The following is a 16,214-nucleotide window of genomic DNA, read 5'->3' as shown; positions in this document are numbered from 1 at the left end:
ATTACCTGTGGCCTCGTGGCCGCCCGGCCCGGTCACCGGCGTTCGCGGGAGTTGCCGAAGAGCAGCCGGTAGGCGATCAGCAGGACCAGGGCGCCGGCGATCGAGGCGATCCACATGGAGGGTTCGCCGAAGTCCTTCGGGATCGGGCGGTGCAGGATCTTGGTGGAGAGCCAGCCGCCGATGAAGGACCCCACGATGCCGATCAAGGTCGTGCCGACGATGCCGCCCGGGTCCCGTCCCGGCAGCAGGACCTTCGCGATGATGCCCGCGATCAGCCCGAGTACGAGCCAGCTGACGATGCCCATGATGCGTTCCTCGTTCCTGCGCGGTAGGTGGGTACACAGAGCAGGACGCCGGCCGGGCGGCGGGGGTTCCGCGGCGTGGCGGGAGCCGCGCCCCTTACCGCCGCGGGGGCGCCCGCCAGGGCGGTTCCGTCAGTGCGGCCACCGGGGCGGGTCGGTGCAGAAGGCGCCGCCGAGATGCGCGTGTTCGGGGTCGCCGGGGTCCAGTGGGCCCTGCGCGGCGAGCAGCGCCGCCGCGTACGGCTCGGAGTCGTCCTGCGGCTCGTACCCCAGGGCGCGGGCGGTCGACAGGTCCCACCACAGGCGGGTGTTGGCGGAGGAGCCGTAGACGACGGTGTGGCCGACGTCCGGCGCGGTGAGCGCGGCGTGCAGCAGCCGTGCGCAGTCGGCCGGGCTCAGCCAGAGGGACAGCATCCGGACCGAGGTCGGCTCGGGGAAGCAGGAGCCGATACGGACCGAGACGGTCTCGATGCCGTGCAGATCCCAGTACAGCGAGGCGAGGTCCTCGCCGAAGCCCTTGGACAGCCCGTAGTAGGTGTCGGGGCGGCGGGGTGTGCCGACGGGGATGGCGGCGGAGCCGTCCGGGGGACGCGGGGTGAAGCCGACGGCGTGGTTGGAGGAGGCGAAGACGACCCGGCGGACGCCTGCCTCGCGCGCCGCCTCGTACAGGTGGTAGGTGCCCTCGATGTTGGCGCGCAGGATCTGCGCGAAGCCGGCCTCCAGGGAGATGCCGGCGAGATGGATGATCGCGTCGACCCCGTGCACCGCCTCGCGCAGCGCCTCGGTGTCGGCCAGCTCGGCGGTGATCGCGTCCGGTTCACCGGCCCCGGTGTCGACGGGCCGCTGGTCGAAGAGGCGCAGCCGGTACCCGTAGGGCGGCAGCAGTTCGCGCATCAGGGTGCCGAGCCCGCCGGCGGCGCCGGTGAGCAGGACGGTGCGGGGTGCGGGCATGGGCGGTTACTCCTCCGGCTGAACTCCAAGGCTGATGCGCGGGCCATTCATATGTGTGGACACGCTAGAGAGCTGGATCTTGGCCGGTCAAGACGCTTGACGGGCCCGGTAAATCCGCTTGCGGCACGGCAGTTGTGGACCCTTGACCGGCCCAGGACGGCTACTCTAGCGTGGCCACGTTCAGAAACGTGGACGCTGATCAGAGACATGCACGTGCATGCCAGGGAGAGCCCGTGACCCCAGAATCTCCGCTCGCCGACCGCCTCGACGGACTGCTGTTCTTCCCCGTGACCGCGTACGCGCCGGACGGCGCCCTGGACCTGGCGGCCTTCCGCGCCCATGTACGTGCCGGCATCGACGCGGGCGCGGCCGCCGTCTTCGCCTGCTGCGGCACCGGCGAATTCCATGCGCTCACCCCCGAGGAGTTCACCGACTGCGTCGCGGCCGCGGTCGAGGAGGCCGACGGCCGGGTGCCGGTCGTCGCCGGTGCGGGCTACGGCACCGCGCTCGCCGCCCGGTTCGCCCGTCTCGCCCACGAATCGGGCGCCGACGGGCTGCTCGCCCTGCCGCCCTACCTCGTCGTCGCCGACCAGCAGGGACTGCTGCGGCACTACACCGAACTCGCCGCCGCCACCCCGCTCCCCGTCATCGTCTACCAGCGGGACAACGCCGTCTTCACACCGGCCACCGTCGCTGCCCTGGCCCGGACCGAGGGCATCATCGGCCTCAAGGACGGCGTGGGCGACCTGGATCTGCTCCAGCGCATCATCAGCACCGTCCGCACCGAGTCCCCCGACGAGGACTTCCTCTACTTCAACGGGCTGCCCACCGCCGAACTCACCGGCCCCGCCTACCTGGGCCTGGGCGTCCGCCTCTACTCCTCCGCCGTCTTCGCCTTCGCCCCCGAGATCGCCCTCGCCTTCCACCGGGCGCTGACCCGCGGCGACGACCACACCGTCCAGCGGCTGACGGACGGCTTCTACCGCCCGCTGGTCGAACTGCGCAACCAGGGCCGCGGCTATGCCGTTTCGCTGGTCAAGGCGGGCGTACGGCTGCGCGGCCTGGCGGTCGGCGAGGTCCGGCCGCCGCTCAGCGAACCGGCCCCCGCGCACGTCGAGGAGCTGGCCGGGCTGATCGAACGGGGCCTGGCCCTGGTCGCGGACGCGCCGGGGACCGGCGTCTGATGCGCACCGCCGCGTTCCTCTACCCCTGGGACGTGGTCGGCGACCCGGCCGCCGCGGACCGCCTCGCCGGCCTCGGCATCCAGCAGGTCACTCTGGCCTCCGCCTATCACTCCACCCGCGCCCTCACCCCGCGCCACCCCCGCCACCGCATCGTCACCGCCCGGCACTCCGCCGTCCTGTATCCACCGGACCCCGCCCGCTGGGCCGGCCGGGCGCTGCGCCCCGCCACCCAGGACTGGACGGCCGGACCGGACCCGTTCGGCGCGGCCGCGCGGGCGCTGGCCGCCGCCGGTCTGGAGGTGCACACCTGGGTCGTCCTGGCGCACAACTCCCGCCTGGGCGCGGAGCATCCGGCCGTCGTCGTACGCAACGCCTATGGCGACCCGTACCCGTGGGCGCCGTGCATCGCCCGGCCCGAGGTGCGCGAGTACCTCGTCGACCTGGCGGCCGAGGCGGCCGTACGGCCCGGCGCTGCGGGCACCGAGCTGGAGTCCTGCGGCTGGTACGGACTGGCCCATCTGCACGCCCACGACAAGACCGGCGGAGTGCCGCTGACCGGCGCCGCGCAGTATCTGATGTCGGTGTGCTTCTGCACGGTGTGCGCCGTGGGGTACACCCGGCTGGGCGTGCCCGCACAGGAGGTGCGGGCCGCCGTGGTGCGGGCCCTGGAGCCGCAGTGGTCCGCCGGCCGGGCCGGACCGGGGGACCGGGAGGGGGCTGGGGGCCGGGACGGGGAGTGGGCCGCGGTCGAGGAGCTGCTCGGTGCGGAGCTCGCGGGGCTGCTGCGCAGCTGGCGGGACGGGGCCGCCCGTACGTTGCAGCGCGCGGCGGTCCGTGCGGTACGGGACGCCGCGGCGGACGGGTTCCGGGTGCTGCTGCACGCCGATCCTGCCGCACACCGCTGTGGTGCCAACGTCGGTGTCGACCCGGCGGACGTACTGGCGCAAGCCGACGGAGTGGTGCTGCCGTGCACCGGCGACGCCGCCGCCCGCGCGGACGTACTCGGCCCGTTCGCCGACGGCCGGGCCGGGGGTGCCGATTGCCGGGCCGGGGGCGCTGACCGCCCGGACGGGGGAGCTGGCCGCCCGGACGGGGGTGCCGATCGTCCGGCCGGGGCCGCCGCGGCCGCCGGGGCTTCCGTGACCACTGGGGCTTCCGTGACCACCGGGGCCTCCGCCGCAACGATCGCCGCCAATTTCACCGTGGTCTCCGGCCTGGGCGGCAGCCCCGGCACCCTCGCCGCCGATGCCGCGCACGCCGCCGCGCTGGGCGCGACGGAACTGCGGCTCTACCACGCGGGCCTGGCGAGCGACCGCGATCTGGCGGCCGTAGGGGACGCGCTGCGCGAGATCGGGGACAACTCCGGGAAGCGGACCGCCTGCTGACCCGCCCCGACGGGCAGGCCGGATACCGGGGGCCCGGTCACCCCGTAGGGGCACCCCGTACGGGCCGTACGGCGTGCCCCTAGCGCTCCCCCGAGCTCACCCCGGCCGGACGAACCCGCACTCGTACGCGGCGATCACCGCCTGGGTCCGGTCCCGCACCCCGAGCTTGGCCAGCACCCCGGCCACATGCGTCTTGACCGTGGCCGGGCCCACCCCCAGCCGTTCCGCGATCTCGGCATTGGTCAGCCCGGCCGTCATCAGCCGCAGCACCGCACGCTCCCGCTCGGACAGCCGGGCCCGCAGGGTACGGGCCGTGTCCGCCGCGGCCCGCTCCCCGGCGTGCCGGGCGGCCAGTTGGCGCACCGCCGCCGGGAACAGCAGCGAGTCGCTGCGCGCCACCAGCCGTACGGCCTGGATCAGGTCCTCCGCGCCGGACCGCTTGAGCAGGAACCCGCTGGCGCCGGCCCGCAGCGCGTCATAGACGTAGGCGTCGTTCTCGAAGGTCGTCACCACGACGATGCGCGGCGGCTCGTCCATCCCGGCGAGCACCTGCTCGGTCGCGCGGATCCCGTCGATCTCCGGCATCCGGACGTCCATCAGCACGATGTCCGGACGCAGTTCACGGATCAGCGGCACCGCCTCGGCGCCGGTCGACGCCTCGCCGACGACCTCCATGTCCGCCTCGGCGCCCAGGATCACGCGCAGCGCGGTGCGCACCATCCGTTCGTCGTCGGCGAGCACGATGCGCAGGGGGCGCGGGACGTCCCCGTCGTGGGTCCGGTGGTCGTCGTCGTCCTGCTTCGTGGTCATGCCCCGCTCACCCTGTCTCCGCTCACCCTGTCTCCTGTCACCTGTCCCGGGTCTCCGGTCACCCTGTCCTGGGTCTCCGGTCACCCTGTCCCGGGCTTTCGGTCCTGTGTCATTCGTCGGCCCCGCTCATCGGGCCGCCCATCGCGCCGCTCGTCGCGCCCTCAACGCCAGGCTCAACACCCCGCTTATCGCCCCGTAGTTCCCCCGGGCGGCAGCCGGACCGTCAGCCGCCATACGCCGTCATCGGCCGCGGCCGTCGCCTCGCCGCCCAGCAGCCGTGCCCGCTCGGCGATCCCCCGCAGTCCGCGGCCCCCGCCCGTACGGGGTGCCGCCGTGGGGGAGCCGCCCGCGGGGCCGGGCACCGGATTCTCCAGCCGGATCGCCAACTCCCCCTTTTCCACCCGGAGATGGAGCCGGACCGGTACCGGCCCGGCATGCCGCAGTGCGTTGCTGAGGCCTTCCTGCACGATCCGGTAGGCCTCCCGCGAGACCACCGGCGCCAGCGTCGCGCACGGCCCCTCGACCGTCGCCTCCACCGCCACGCCCGCCGCCCGGGTCCGGCCGAGCAGGGCCTCCAGGCCGTCCAGGGTCGGTGCGGGCGCGGCCGGATCGGCGCCGTCCTCCTCGCGCAACAGGCCCAGTACGGTGTCCAGTTCGGCGACCGCCTCGCGGGTGGTCTCCTCGATGGCGGCCAGTGCCTGGCGGGCGAACTCCGGGTCCGCGTCCAGGACCCGGCGGGCCGCGCTCGCCTGGAGGGTGACCGCGCTCAGCGCATGTCCGACGGCATCGTGCAGTTCGCGGGCCAGGCGGTTGCGGGACGCCAGATCGGCCGCCCGGCGTTCGGCGGCGGCCAGCCGGTCGGCGGGCGTCGGCCCCAGCAGCACCGGGGCCCAGCGGCCCAGCAGTGCCCCGGCGCCCCAGGCGGTGCCGGTCACCAGGGCCAGCAGCGCGAGCCCGGCGAGCGGTCCCAGCACGCTGTGGAAGGCGTCCGGCCACCCCAGCGCGGTGTGCCGCAAAGGGTCGGAGAAAGGCAGCAACATCAGCAGGACCGCGGCCGGCGGCGCGGACAGCGTCATCCCGCTGACGATCCCTCCGGCCAGCAGATGCGCCACGAACCACAGCGCCGTACGCCGCCGGGCCGCCCACGAGACGGCGGGCCCCTCGGCCAGCCGCTCCGCGGGCACCCCGCACAGCGACCGCACGGCGGCCACCTCCAGCGGCCGCAGCAGCGGGAAGAGCAGTGCGGCCAGGGCGGCCGGCGGCAGCGCACAGCCGAACGCGACGAACTGCCAGCCCACTTGGCGCAGCGGGTCGGCACCGTCCGCGACGAGCGGGAGAACGACCGAGGCCAGCAGGAAGAACGGCATCAACAGCGCGCCGCCCAGCACCAGATGGACCCAGCGCCGGCCCGTCAGCCGCACCGGGCGGCCTCGCGTTCGGCGAAGAATGCGGCGAAGAAATGGGCCCCGGCCCCGGCCACCATCGTCCCGACGATCATCCGGACAGCGTAGGTGAGGCTCATCAGCGGTGTGGGCGGCTCCGGGTACGTCTCATGACTCACGGCGACCAGCCTTGCCGCGGCCGCCCCCGCGCGCCTCGGCCGCGACGACGATCCCCCTCCGCCGTACGGGGGAGGGGGCACTCAGTCGTACCGAGCGGGAGGGGATGCTCAGCCGGACCGACGGGGGAAGAGACGCTCAGCCGGACCGGCGGAGGTGTCTCACAGCCGCCGGGTGGCCAGGGTCAGCCGGTCGCGGGCGTCGAACAGGGTGTCCTTGATCATCTGCTCATGGGCCGGGGTCAGCCGGGCCACCGGCACCGAGCAGCTGATCGCGTCGCGCGCCGGGGTGCGGTAGGGGATCGCGACGCCGAAGCAGCGCAGGCCCAAGGTGTTCTCCTCGCGGTCGACCGCATAACCCTGCTCGCGCACCGCATGCAGCTCCTCGATGAGCTGCTCGCGGTCGGTGAGGGTGTGCTCGGTCAGCTGCGCGAGGGTCGGCGGCAGCATCGCCCGTACCTGGTCGTCGGTGTACGTGGCGAGCAGCGCCTTGCCCAGCGAGGTGGAGTGCGCGGGCAGCCGCCGGCCGACGCGGGTGAAGGGCCGCAGATAGTGCTGCGACTGACGGGTGGCGAGGTAGACGACGTTGGTGCCGTCCAGGCGGGCGAGGTGGATGGTCTCGGTGGTGTCGTCGGAGAGCCGGTCCAGCGTCGGCCGGGCCGCGGCCACCACCTCGTCGCCGTCGATGTAGGACGTGCCGACCAGGAGCGCGCGGACGCCGATACCGTAGCGGGTGCCCGTGGCGTCGGTCTCGACCCAGCCCAGGTCGACCAGGGTGCGCAGCAGCATGTAGAGGCTGGATTTCGGGTAGCCGACGGCTTCCTGGACGGAGGCCAGACTGTGCATACCGGGACGACCCGCGAAGTACTCGAGCAATTCCACCGTCCGCACCGCGGACTTGACCTGAGATCCACCGGTCTCGGCAGCTGACATCGCCCTTGACCCCTCTGTTCGGACAGCCATAGAGTCCCAGTTGTTCACTATCTGGGACAACGTTCAGCATATCGAACGCGTTCCGAAGTGCGGCAGGACTCGGAAAGACCCGGCAGGCATCGTCCGGAAGGAATGCACGGTGGCAGCAGCACCAGTCTGGAGTGTCGATCCCCGAACCGGGAAGCAGCGGGAACAGGTTGCGGTGGAGGCCACAGCCGACGAGGTGGATACCGTGGTCCGCGCGGCACACGCCGCCCGCGGCACGCTCGCCGACCGTGCCGTACGCACCGCCCTGTTGCGCCGCGCCGCCGATCTGCTCGACGAGGCGGGCGAGGCGGTCATCGAGGCCGCCGACGCCGAGACCGCGCTCGGCCCCGGCCGGCTCACCGGCGAACTCGGCCGCACCACCTACCAGTTGCGGGCCTTCGCCGACCTCGTGCAGGAGGGCGCGTTCCTCGACGTGCGGATCGACCACGCCGATCCCGGCCTCGCCCCGCCCCGCCCCGACCTGCGCCGTTACAAGATCCCGCTGGGTCCCGTCGCGGTCTACTCCGCCAGCAACTTCCCGCTCGCCTTCTCGGTGCCGGGCGGCGACACCGCCAGCGCCCTCGCGGCCGGCTGCCCCGTCGTGGTCAAGGCACATCCCGACCACCCGGCCACCTCCGAGCTGTGCGCCGCACTGCTGCGCCGCGCCGCCGCCGAGGTCGGCCTGCCGGAGGGCGTGCTGAACCTGGTGCACGGCTTCCAGGCCGGTATCGACCTGGTGCGCCACCCACTGATCACCGCGGCCGGGTTCACCGGCTCGGTGCGCGGCGGCCGTGCCCTGTACGACGCGGCCGCGGCCCGCCCGCACCCCATCCCCTTCCACGGCGAGCTGGGCAGCCTCAACCCCGTCGTGGTCACCGAGGCCGCGGCCGGGGAGCGCGCCGAGCAGATCGGTGCCGGGCTGGCCGGGGCGATGACGCTCGGCGTCGGCCAGTTCTGCGTCAAGCCGGGCCTGGTCCTGGCGCCCGCGGGCGCCGGCGGCGACCGGCTGCTGAAGTCGCTGACCGACGCGGTCAGCAACAGCGAGGCCGGGGTGCTGCTCGACCACCGGATGCGGGAGGCGTTCCTCGAAGGGGTCCGTACCCGTGCCGCCCTCCCCGACGTCGAGGTGCCGGTGACGCCGGGCGCGGGCGGCGAGCACACCGTCAGCGCCGGCTTCCTCGCCGTCCCCGCCGCCCGCCTCGCCGCCGAAGGGCCGCACGACCTCCTGCTGGAGGAGTGCTTCGGCCCGGTCACCGTCGTCGCCCGCTACGCCGACGAGGCCGAGATCGGCTCCGTACTCGCCCGGCTGCCCGGCAACCTCTCCGCGACCCTGCACCTCGGCGACGCGGAGGGCGCCGGCACCGACGACGAGGGCCGCGGTGCCCGGCTGCTGGCCGAGGTCACCCCGCTCGCCGGACGGGTGGTCGTCAACGGCTGGCCGACCGGTGTCGCGGTCGCCCCCGCCCAGCACCACGGCGGCCCCTACCCGGCCACGACGTCCACCTCCACCTCGGTCGGCGGCACCGCCGTCGAACGCTGGCTGCGCCCGGTCGCCTACCAGGACACCCCGCCCGCGCTGCTGCCGCCCGAGCTGCGCGAGGACAACCCGCTCGGCCTGCCACGCCGGGTCGACGGCCGGCCCGAGGGCCCCTAGGCCCCGTGCACCCCACCACCCACGACGCCTCCGTCCAGGTCCGTGCGGCAACCCGCGCGGACCTGGCGGCGATCGCCGCCCTGCACACCGGCGCCCGTGCCGCCTCGCACCGCGCGCGGTTCCCGGACACACCCTTCGACGTCCCGGCCGAGCACGCCCGCGAGCACGAGGCCTGGTCGCGCACCCTGGAGCGGGACGACACCCCCGCGCTCTGCGCCGCCCGGCACGGCACGGTCGTCGGCGCGGCCTCGTACCGGCACCGTGACGGACACCGCCGGCCGGCCGTCACGCTCCACCAGCTCCATGTCGACCCGCGCCACTGGGGCACCGGCATCGGCCGCGCCCTGCACACCGCCTGTCTGAGCGCCTGGCGCACGGCCGGTTTCTCCCGGGCGGTCCTCGACGTCCGCTGGTACAACCACCGCGCCCGTGCCTTCTACGACGCCCTGGGCTGGTGCCCCGACCCGGAGCGCCGCCCCGCCCCGGACGCCACCCACCTCAGCCTGACGCTGGACCTGGCGGCGACTGCGGCGCCGCCGGCTCCCTGCGGGCGATGAGCTGAAGCCGCTCCGCGGTCCGCCCGTCCAGCGTGCCCACCACACCCACCCGTTCCTTCTGCACCGAGAAGCCCGCCTCCCGCAGCAGCCCCCGCAGCCGCTCCGGCGGATGGTGCCGGAACACCCCGCCATCGGGCGTCTCGAACACCCCGTACGTCCCGTAGCGCTCCGCGAACCGCGCATACCGCTCCCGGTTGAGCGCATCGTTCTGCAACGGCACATCGCTCAGATACAGCACCCCGCCGGGCCGCACCAGCCGCCCCAGCTCCCCGACGATCGCGGTCTGGTCCGCGTCCCCGGGAACGCAGGTGAGCACCGCGAACAGCAGCGCCGCGTCGAAGGCGCCGTCCTCGAACGGCAGCGGGAACCCGGGGCACCGCATCAGCTCCAGCCCCGGATGCTCCCGCCGCCCCCGCGCGATCAGCGCCGCCGAGACATCCACCCCGCGGACCGCGCCGTACCCGAGCCCGGCCAGCTCGGCGGTCAGCCGCCCGTAGCCGCAGCCGTAGTCCAGCACCCGCGCGCCCCGCGGTACGTAGGCATCCAGCAGCGCCGGATCGAGTGGATGGGTGAAGGTCTTGGCGGACCCGGTCGTCTCCCAGAAGCCGAGGAATCCCTGTGGCGAGGTCATGTCCGGACGCTACCCGCGGAATAGCCCGCCGCCCCCCGAGGTTGCACCGGGACACTTCACGACGAGGAAAGTCAGCTCATGCGCGTCGAAATCTGGTCCGACATCGCCTGCCCCTGGTGCTACATCGGCAAGGCCCGCTTCGAGGCCGGGCTCGCCGGCTTCGCGCACCGCGACGGTGTCGAGGTGGTGCACCGCTCCTTCGAGCTGGACCCGAAGGCGCCGGCCGCCACCGACATCCCGGTGCTCGACATGCTCGCCACGAAGTACGGGGTGAGCCGTGAGCAGGCCGAGGCGATGGAGGCCAGGGTGGCCGATGCGGCCGCGGGGGAGGGGCTGGACTACCGCTCCGACCGGATCCACGGCAACACCTTCGACCTGCACCGGCTGCTGCACGCCGCGCGGGCGCACGGCGTCCAGGACGCCCTGCTCGACGCCTTCTACCGTGCCAACTTCGCCGAGGCCAGGACGCTCGGCGACCCCGCCGTGCTCCGCGCGACCGCCGTCGGCGCGGGGCTGCCCGCCGAGGAGGCCGACCGGGTGCTCGCCGACCCCGGGGCGTACGCACAGGAGGTGCGCGCCGACGAGCGCGAGGCCGCGGAGCTGGGCGCCACCGGTGTGCCGTTCTTCGTCATCGACCGCCGCTACGGCATCTCCGGCGGGCAGCCCGCCGAGGTCTTCCGGCAGGCCCTGGAGCGCGCGCACGCCGATGGCGTGGTGCGGATCCCGGCGGACGGCGAGGCCGCGGTGTGCGGTGACGACGGCTGCGCCGTGCCCGGGAAGTGAGCCCGGGCCGGCCTGCCCGCACCCCAGGTGACCTGCGCCGATAAGGCACGGTGGTGGCCCGGCCCAGCAGATTCGCCATGGACGCGGCGTCGATCGCCGAGCACAGTGGGGGCATGTATCGACGTGAGCCACTCGGCGGGGCCGAATTCGCGCCCGAGACGACCTATCTGAACTCCGCCTCCAGCGGACTCCTTCCACGGCGCAGCGCCGACGCCCTGCGCGCGGCCATCGAGGAGTCCGCCTCCCACGGCACGATGGGCCGCGACTACCTCGCCGCCGCCACGGCCTCCCGTGCCGCCTTCGCCCGGCTGCTGGACGTCCCCGCCGAGCGGGTCGCCGTCGGCAGCTCGGTCGCGGTGCAGTCCGCGTTCGTCGCCGCCTCGCTCCCGACGGGCGCCGAAGTGCTCGCCCCCGAGGGCGACTTCAGCTCCCTGGTCAATCCGCTCGCCGCCCACCCGGGGATCAAGCTGCGCACCGTGCCGCTGGAGACGCTCGCCGATGCGGTGCGCCCCGGCACCGCGCTGGTCGCCTTCAGCGCCGTGCAGTCACTGGACGGCCGGATCGCCGACATGGCGGCGGTCCGCGAGGCCGCGGCGGCCCACGGGGCGCGCACCTACCTCGACATCACCCAGGCCGCCGGCTGGCTGCCGCTGCGCGCCGCCGACTTCGACTTCGTCGTCGCCGGGGCCTTCAAGTGGCTGCTGTGCCCGCGCGGGACGACCTTCATGGCCTTCGGCGGGGAGTACGGGCGGGGCGAGGAGTGGCCGGCCGCGCTCCATGCGGGCTGGGTCGCCGGGGAGGACGTCGGCGAGTCCAACTACGGGCTGATCCAGCCGGCGGCCACCGCCCGGCGCTTCGACGAACCGCACGCCCACTACTCCTACGTGGGCGCCGAGCAGTCCCTCGGCCTCCTCGGGGAGCTGGGTGTGGAGGCCGTCCACGCCCACAACACCGCGCTCGCCGACCACTATCGCGCGGGGCTGGCCGAGCGCGGTCTGACACCCCGCCCCGCGCCCGGCTCGGCGATCGTCTCCACCCCCGGGATCGCGGACGCGGAGCACCGGCTGACCGAGGCGGGTGTGCGGATCTCGGTGCGCGGGGGGCTGCTCCGCGCGGCTTTCCACCTCTACAACTCGACGGACGACGTGGACCGGCTGCTGGCGCTGCTGGACTAGGGCCTGTCTTCAAAGTCCCGCCTGCCTCGCGACGCCTGGCACGCACTCCCCCACGCCTGAACGGCGCGGGGGGACCCCCATCCGCGTTGTCGGGCTCATCCCGGTACACCCAGTACCGGGACGACCCTCCGCCTTGCGATCGCACGCACCAGACGCCGCGAGGCCCGCCCTACGGGCGAACGACGGGACTTTGAAGACAGGCCCCAGGACGCCGGGTGAATGCGGGGCGGGGAATACGGGGCGGAACGCGGGGCGCTGAGGCAACTGATGTAATGGGCAACGACCATGTCCCGAGTAGCAGTTGAGAGGCCCTCAGTGACCACCGCGTTCGACCCCGCAGACCTCGCCGGTATCCCGCTCGCCAACCGCATCGTCATGGCCCCCATGACCCGCAACCGGGCCACCGAGGGCGGCGGGGTGCCGACCGACTCGATGGTCACGTACTACACCCAGCGCGCCTCGGCCGGGCTGATCATCACCGAGGCCAGCCAGACCTGTGCGGTGGGCCAGGGCTACCCCTTCACCCCCGGCCTGCACACATCCGAGCAGATCGCGGGCTGGCGCCGGGTGACGGACGCGGTGCACTCCGCCGGTGGCCGGATCTTCGCGCAGCTGTGGCACGGCGGCCGGATCGGCCACCCGGTGCTGCTGCCGGACGGGCTGATACCGGTCGGCCCGTCCCCGGTGGCCGCCGCCTGCCAGGTCTTCACCGAGGACGGCATGGCGGACTGCGTCACCCCGCACGAGCTCACCGACGCCGAAATCCGCACGACCGTGGCGGAGTTCGCGGCCGCTGCCCGCAACGCCGTCGAGGCGGGCTTCGACGGGGTGGAGATCCACGGCGCCAACGGCTACCTCGTCCACCAGTTCCTGGCCCCCAACAGCAATCTGCGCACCGACGACTGGGGCGGCTCGACCGAGGGCCGGATCCGCTTCGCCGTCGAGGTCACCCGGGCGGTGGCCGAGGCGGTCGGCGCGCACCGCACCGGTCTGCGGCTCTCCCCGGGCAACCCCTTCAACGGCATCGAGGAGCCCGCCCCCGAGCCGCTCTACACCGCGCTGCTCCAGGCCGTCGCACCCCTCGGACTGGCCTATCTGCATCTGTGCGACGTCCCCGACCACGAGCTGATCGCCCGGCTGCGCAAGCACTTCACCGGCACCTTCCTGCTCAATCCGGCCGACGGCGGGCGCCCCACCGGCCTTGAGGACCTGCCGCTGATCGAGGACGGCACGGCCGATCTGCTGGCCTTCGGGCGGCAGTTCCTCGCCAACCCGGACCTGCCCCGGCGGCTCGCGCGCGGCGGCCCCTTCAACACCCCCGACCGGGCGAGCTTCTACGGCGGCGATGACACCGGCTACCTCGACTACCCGGCGCTGGACGTCTGAAAGACCGGCGGCCGGACGGGCGGAGCGGCCCGTACGAGCGCCCCGTCCGTCCGGCCGCCGGACACACGACAGCGCGGCCGCCGCACAGACCCTGCTGTGCGGCAGCCGCGCCACCCGTGCTTCGCCGCGACTACTTCACCGGCGTGAAGTCCCGGGCTCCGATGTACTCCGGGCGCCGGACCGGCGCCGCGAACGGCTCCACCGCTTCGTTGTCCACACTGTTGAAGACGATGAAGACATTGCTGCGCGGGTACGGCGTGATGTTGTCACCCGAGCCGTGCATCGCATTGCAGTCGAACCAGGTCGCCGAGCCGGCGTGGCCGGTGAAGAGGCGGATGCTGTGCTTGTCCGCCATCTTCGTCAGCACCTCGTCCGACGGGATGCCCGCGTCCTGCATCTGGAGCGACCGCTTGTAGTTGTCCTTCGGCGTCGCACCCTCACAGCCCACGAAGTGCTGGTGCGAGCCGGGCATGATCATCAAGCCGCCGTTGGTGTCGTAGTTCTCCGTCAGCGCGATCGAGACCGACACGGTGCGCATGTTCGGCAGACCGTCCTCGGCGTGCCAGGTCTCGAAGTCCGAGTGCCAGTAGAAGCCGGTGGCACCGAACCCGGGCTTCACATTGATCCGCGACTGGTGGACGTAGACGTCCGAGCCGAGGATCTGCCGGGCGCGCCCGACCACACGCGGGTCGGAGACCAGCTTGGCGAACACCTCGCTGATCTTGTGCACCTCGAACACGGTCCGTACGTCGCCTGACTTCGGCTCGACGATGGAGCGCGGGTCGGCGCGCATCGTCGGGTCGAGGACGAGACGGTCCAGTTCGGCGCGGTACACCGCGACTTCCTCCGCCGTGAGCAGTTCCCCGATGGCGAAAAAGCCGTCGCGTTCGAAGTCGCTCAGCTCGGACGGCGCGAACGGGCCGGCCGTTCCGGGCTGCGACCACACCACCGGGTCCTTCCGCGGGGTGATGACCTCGGCGGTCCCACGGGTCGGGTACAGGTCGGCGGTGCGCTCGGGTGCGGTGGTCATGGTGTTGCCTTCCTCTCCTCTCGTACGGGCTCTTACTTTCGTGCGTGTGGGCGTGCCTTCCTCAGCTGCCGGACGGGGCAGGCGGGCGATGCCAACGCCTCAGACCGTCTCGGGCTCCGGGTCGGGCTCGGTGAGCAGCGGGTAGACGCCGTTCTCGTCGTGGTCCTCGCGGCCGGTGACCGGCGGGTTGAAGACGCAGACGCAGCGGAAGTCCTTCTTGATCCGCATGGTGTGCTTCTCGTGCCCGTCGAGCAGGTACATCGTGCCCGGCGTGATGGTGTGCTTCTCGCCGTTCTCGTCGTTCGTGAGCTCGGCCTCGCCCTCTACGCAGAGTACGGCTTCGATGTGGTTCGCGTACCACATCGACGTCTCCGTACCGGCGTACAGGGTGGTCTCGTGCAGCGAGAAGCCGACGCGCTCCTTGGCGAGCACGATGCGCTTGCTCTCCCAGGTGCCCGACTTGGCCTTGACGTGGCGGTCGGTGCCTTCGATGTCCTTGAAGGATCGGACGATCACGGTGACTCGGTGCCTTTCTGTGGAACGGTAAGGAGCTCTGGAGTGGTCAGGCGCAGTCGCGGACCGCGCGGGCGAGGACGCGAAGGCCCTCGTCCAGCTCCTCGGGTGTGGTCGTCAGTGCGGGCAGCAGCTTGACGACCTCGCTTTCCGGGCCGGAGGTCTCGATCAGCAGACCCAGCTCGTAGGCGCGCTTGGCGATCTTGTTGGCCAGGGGCTTGTCGATGCACTCCAGGCCCCACACGAGACCGCGGCCGCGGTACTCGGCGATGGCCTGCGGGTGCTCCTCGACGATGGCCTTCAGGTGTGCTTCGACGATCTCACCGCGGGCGAGAGTCTGCTTCTCCATCTGGCCGTCGGCCCAGTAGGTGTCCAGCGCGGCGGCGGCGGTGACGAACGCCGGGTTGTTGCCGCGGAAGGTGCCGTTGTGCTCGCCCGGCTCCCAGATGTCCAGCTCAGGCTTGAACAGGGTGAGCGCGAGCGGCAGGCCGTAGCCGCTGATGGACTTCGAGACGGTGACGATGTCCGGCACGATGCCCGCCTCCTCGAAGGAGAAGAAGGCACCCGTACGGCCGCAACCCATCTGGATGTCGTCGACGATGAGCAGCATGTCCCAGCGCTCGCACAGGTCGGCGAGGGCGCGCAGCCACTCGGGACGGGCGACGTTGATGCCGCCCTCGCCCTGGACCGTCTCGACGATCACGGCGGCGGGGGTGTTGAGGCCGGAGCCCTGGTCCTCGAGCAGCCGCTCGAACCACAGGAAGTCCGGGTAGGTGCCCTCGAGGTAGTTGTCGAACGGCATCGGGGTGCCGTGCACCAGCGGGATACCGGCACCGGCCCGCTTCATGGAGTTACCGGTGACGGCGAGCGCGCCCAGCGACATGCCGTGGAAGGCGTTGGTGAAGGACACGATCGACTCGCGGCCCTTGACCTTACGGGCCAGTTTGAGCGCGGCCTCGACCGAGTTGGCGCCCGTCGGGCCCGGGAACATGACCTTGTAGGGCAGGTCACGCGGCCGCAGGATGATGTTCTGGAACGACTCCAGGAACGCCCGCTTGGCCGTGGTGGACATGTCCAGGCCGTGGGTGACGCCGTCCCGCTCGATGTAGTCGATCAGGGCGCGTTTGAGGGTCGGGTTGTTGTGGCCGTAGTTGAGCGACCCGGCGCCGGCGAAGAAGTCGAGGTAGGTGTGGCCGTCCTCGTCGGTCATGCGGCTGCCCTGCGCGCGGTCGAAGACCGTGGGCCAGCTGCGGCAGTAGCTGCGGACCTCGGACTCCACGGTCTCGAAGACGCTCAGATCGGGCTGGGTGATGGTCACAGCATGCTCCTGGGAGA

The 16,214-nt window shown here is 72.8% G+C and carries 17 protein-coding genes; 7 read left to right on the top strand and 10 right to left on the bottom strand.

Annotation, left to right across the window (positions count from 1 at the left end; all coding sequences use genetic code 11):
* Positions 1–32 precede the first annotated feature (32 nt).
* The gene (locus tag M8I34_RS31290) at positions 33–305 is read right to left on the bottom strand and encodes a GlsB/YeaQ/YmgE family stress response membrane protein (protein WP_244415598.1); all 273 of its coding nucleotides are present in this window, start codon (positions 303–305) and stop codon (positions 33–35) included.
* A gap of 129 nt (positions 306–434) precedes the next feature.
* Positions 435–1,253: an NAD(P)-dependent oxidoreductase gene (locus M8I34_RS31285; protein ID WP_250055166.1), complete on the bottom strand. Its 819-nt coding sequence runs from the start codon at positions 1,251–1,253 to the stop codon at positions 435–437.
* Positions 1,254–1,486: 233 nt separating this feature from the next.
* On the opposite strand from M8I34_RS31285, the gene M8I34_RS31280 reads away from it, so the two are divergent.
* The gene (locus tag M8I34_RS31280; protein ID WP_250055164.1) at positions 1,487–2,437 is read left to right on the top strand and encodes a 5-dehydro-4-deoxyglucarate dehydratase; all 951 of its coding nucleotides are present in this window, start codon (positions 1,487–1,489) and stop codon (positions 2,435–2,437) included.
* On the top strand, positions 2,437–3,822 hold the full coding sequence (locus M8I34_RS31275) for a hypothetical protein (protein ID WP_250055162.1): 1,386 nt from the start codon (positions 2,437–2,439) through the stop codon (positions 3,820–3,822). Before M8I34_RS31280 ends, M8I34_RS31275 begins: the two co-directional genes overlap by 1 nt.
* Before the next feature lie 96 nt (positions 3,823–3,918).
* Here the strand turns inward: M8I34_RS31275 and M8I34_RS31270 are convergent, their stop codons facing one another.
* The 4 genes from M8I34_RS31270 to M8I34_RS31255 form a co-directional block, all read right to left on the bottom strand.
* Positions 3,919–4,632, bottom strand: a complete 714-nt coding sequence (locus tag M8I34_RS31270; RefSeq protein WP_250055160.1) for a response regulator transcription factor — start codon at positions 4,630–4,632, stop codon at positions 3,919–3,921.
* A gap of 185 nt (positions 4,633–4,817) precedes the next feature.
* A complete protein-coding gene (locus M8I34_RS31265; protein ID WP_250055254.1) occupies positions 4,818–5,999 on the bottom strand; it encodes a sensor histidine kinase in 1,182 nt (393 codons plus the stop codon).
* Positions 6,000–6,043: 44 nt separating this feature from the next.
* Positions 6,044–6,193, bottom strand: coding sequence for a hypothetical protein (locus M8I34_RS31260; RefSeq protein ID WP_250055158.1), 150 nt, complete (start codon positions 6,191–6,193; stop codon positions 6,044–6,046).
* A gap of 159 nt (positions 6,194–6,352) precedes the next feature.
* Positions 6,353–7,123, bottom strand: coding sequence for an IclR family transcriptional regulator (locus M8I34_RS31255; RefSeq protein ID WP_250055156.1), 771 nt, complete (start codon positions 7,121–7,123; stop codon positions 6,353–6,355).
* 139 nt (positions 7,124–7,262) lie between these two features.
* On the opposite strand from M8I34_RS31255, the gene M8I34_RS31250 reads away from it, so the two are divergent.
* Positions 7,263–8,804: an aldehyde dehydrogenase (NADP(+)) gene (locus M8I34_RS31250; RefSeq protein ID WP_250055154.1), complete on the top strand. Its 1,542-nt coding sequence runs from the start codon at positions 7,263–7,265 to the stop codon at positions 8,802–8,804.
* Between the two features lie 5 nt (positions 8,805–8,809).
* Complete coding sequence (locus M8I34_RS31245) at positions 8,810–9,361, top strand: GNAT family N-acetyltransferase (RefSeq protein ID WP_250055152.1); 552 nt, start codon at positions 8,810–8,812, stop codon at positions 9,359–9,361.
* Here the strand turns inward: M8I34_RS31245 and M8I34_RS31240 are convergent.
* Entirely contained in the window at positions 9,303–9,992 is a 690-nt protein-coding gene (locus M8I34_RS31240) for a bifunctional 2-polyprenyl-6-hydroxyphenol methylase/3-demethylubiquinol 3-O-methyltransferase UbiG (protein WP_250055150.1), read from the bottom strand. The two genes, M8I34_RS31245 and M8I34_RS31240, sit on opposite strands and share 59 nt — an antisense overlap.
* 78 nt (positions 9,993–10,070) lie before the next feature.
* On the opposite strand from M8I34_RS31240, the gene M8I34_RS31235 reads away from it, so the two are divergent.
* The 3 genes from M8I34_RS31235 (at position 10,071) to M8I34_RS31225 (ending at position 13,336) form a co-directional block, all read left to right on the top strand.
* Positions 10,071–10,775 carry a DsbA family oxidoreductase gene (locus M8I34_RS31235; protein WP_250055147.1) on the top strand — a complete coding sequence of 235 codons (705 nt, stop codon included), beginning with the start codon at positions 10,071–10,073 and terminating at the stop codon, positions 10,773–10,775.
* A gap of 113 nt (positions 10,776–10,888) precedes the next feature.
* Positions 10,889–11,950, top strand: coding sequence for an aminotransferase class V-fold PLP-dependent enzyme (locus tag M8I34_RS31230; protein ID WP_250055146.1), 1,062 nt, complete (start codon positions 10,889–10,891; stop codon positions 11,948–11,950).
* Between the two features lie 315 nt (positions 11,951–12,265).
* Positions 12,266–13,336 (top strand): alkene reductase, encoded by a 1,071-nt coding sequence (locus M8I34_RS31225; RefSeq protein ID WP_250055144.1) that lies wholly within the window; start codon positions 12,266–12,268, stop codon positions 13,334–13,336.
* A 130-nt stretch (positions 13,337–13,466) separates the two neighbouring features.
* On the opposite strand, the gene thpD is transcribed toward M8I34_RS31225, so the two are convergent.
* The 3 genes from thpD to ectB all read right to left on the bottom strand — a co-directional run bounded on the left by thpD (position 13,467) and on the right by ectB (position 16,197).
* Entirely contained in the window at positions 13,467–14,366 is a 900-nt protein-coding gene (gene thpD / locus M8I34_RS31220) for an ectoine hydroxylase (RefSeq protein WP_250055142.1), read from the bottom strand.
* Positions 14,367–14,465: 99 nt separating this feature from the next.
* Positions 14,466–14,882, bottom strand: coding sequence for an ectoine synthase (locus M8I34_RS31215; protein ID WP_250055140.1), 417 nt, complete (start codon positions 14,880–14,882; stop codon positions 14,466–14,468).
* Positions 14,883–14,928: 46 nt separating this feature from the next.
* On the bottom strand, positions 14,929–16,197 hold the full coding sequence (ectB, locus tag M8I34_RS31210; protein WP_030085045.1) for a diaminobutyrate--2-oxoglutarate transaminase: 1,269 nt from the start codon (positions 16,195–16,197) through the stop codon (positions 14,929–14,931).
* Positions 16,198–16,214 lie beyond the last annotated feature (17 nt).

The sequence above is a fragment of the Streptomyces sp. MCA2 genome (genome assembly GCF_023544705.1).
Taxonomy (GTDB): domain Bacteria; phylum Actinomycetota; class Actinomycetes; order Streptomycetales; family Streptomycetaceae; genus Streptomyces; species Streptomyces decoyicus.
The sequence above is the reverse complement of the archived record's forward strand: the minus strand, read 5'-3'. Positions and strand labels throughout refer to the sequence as shown.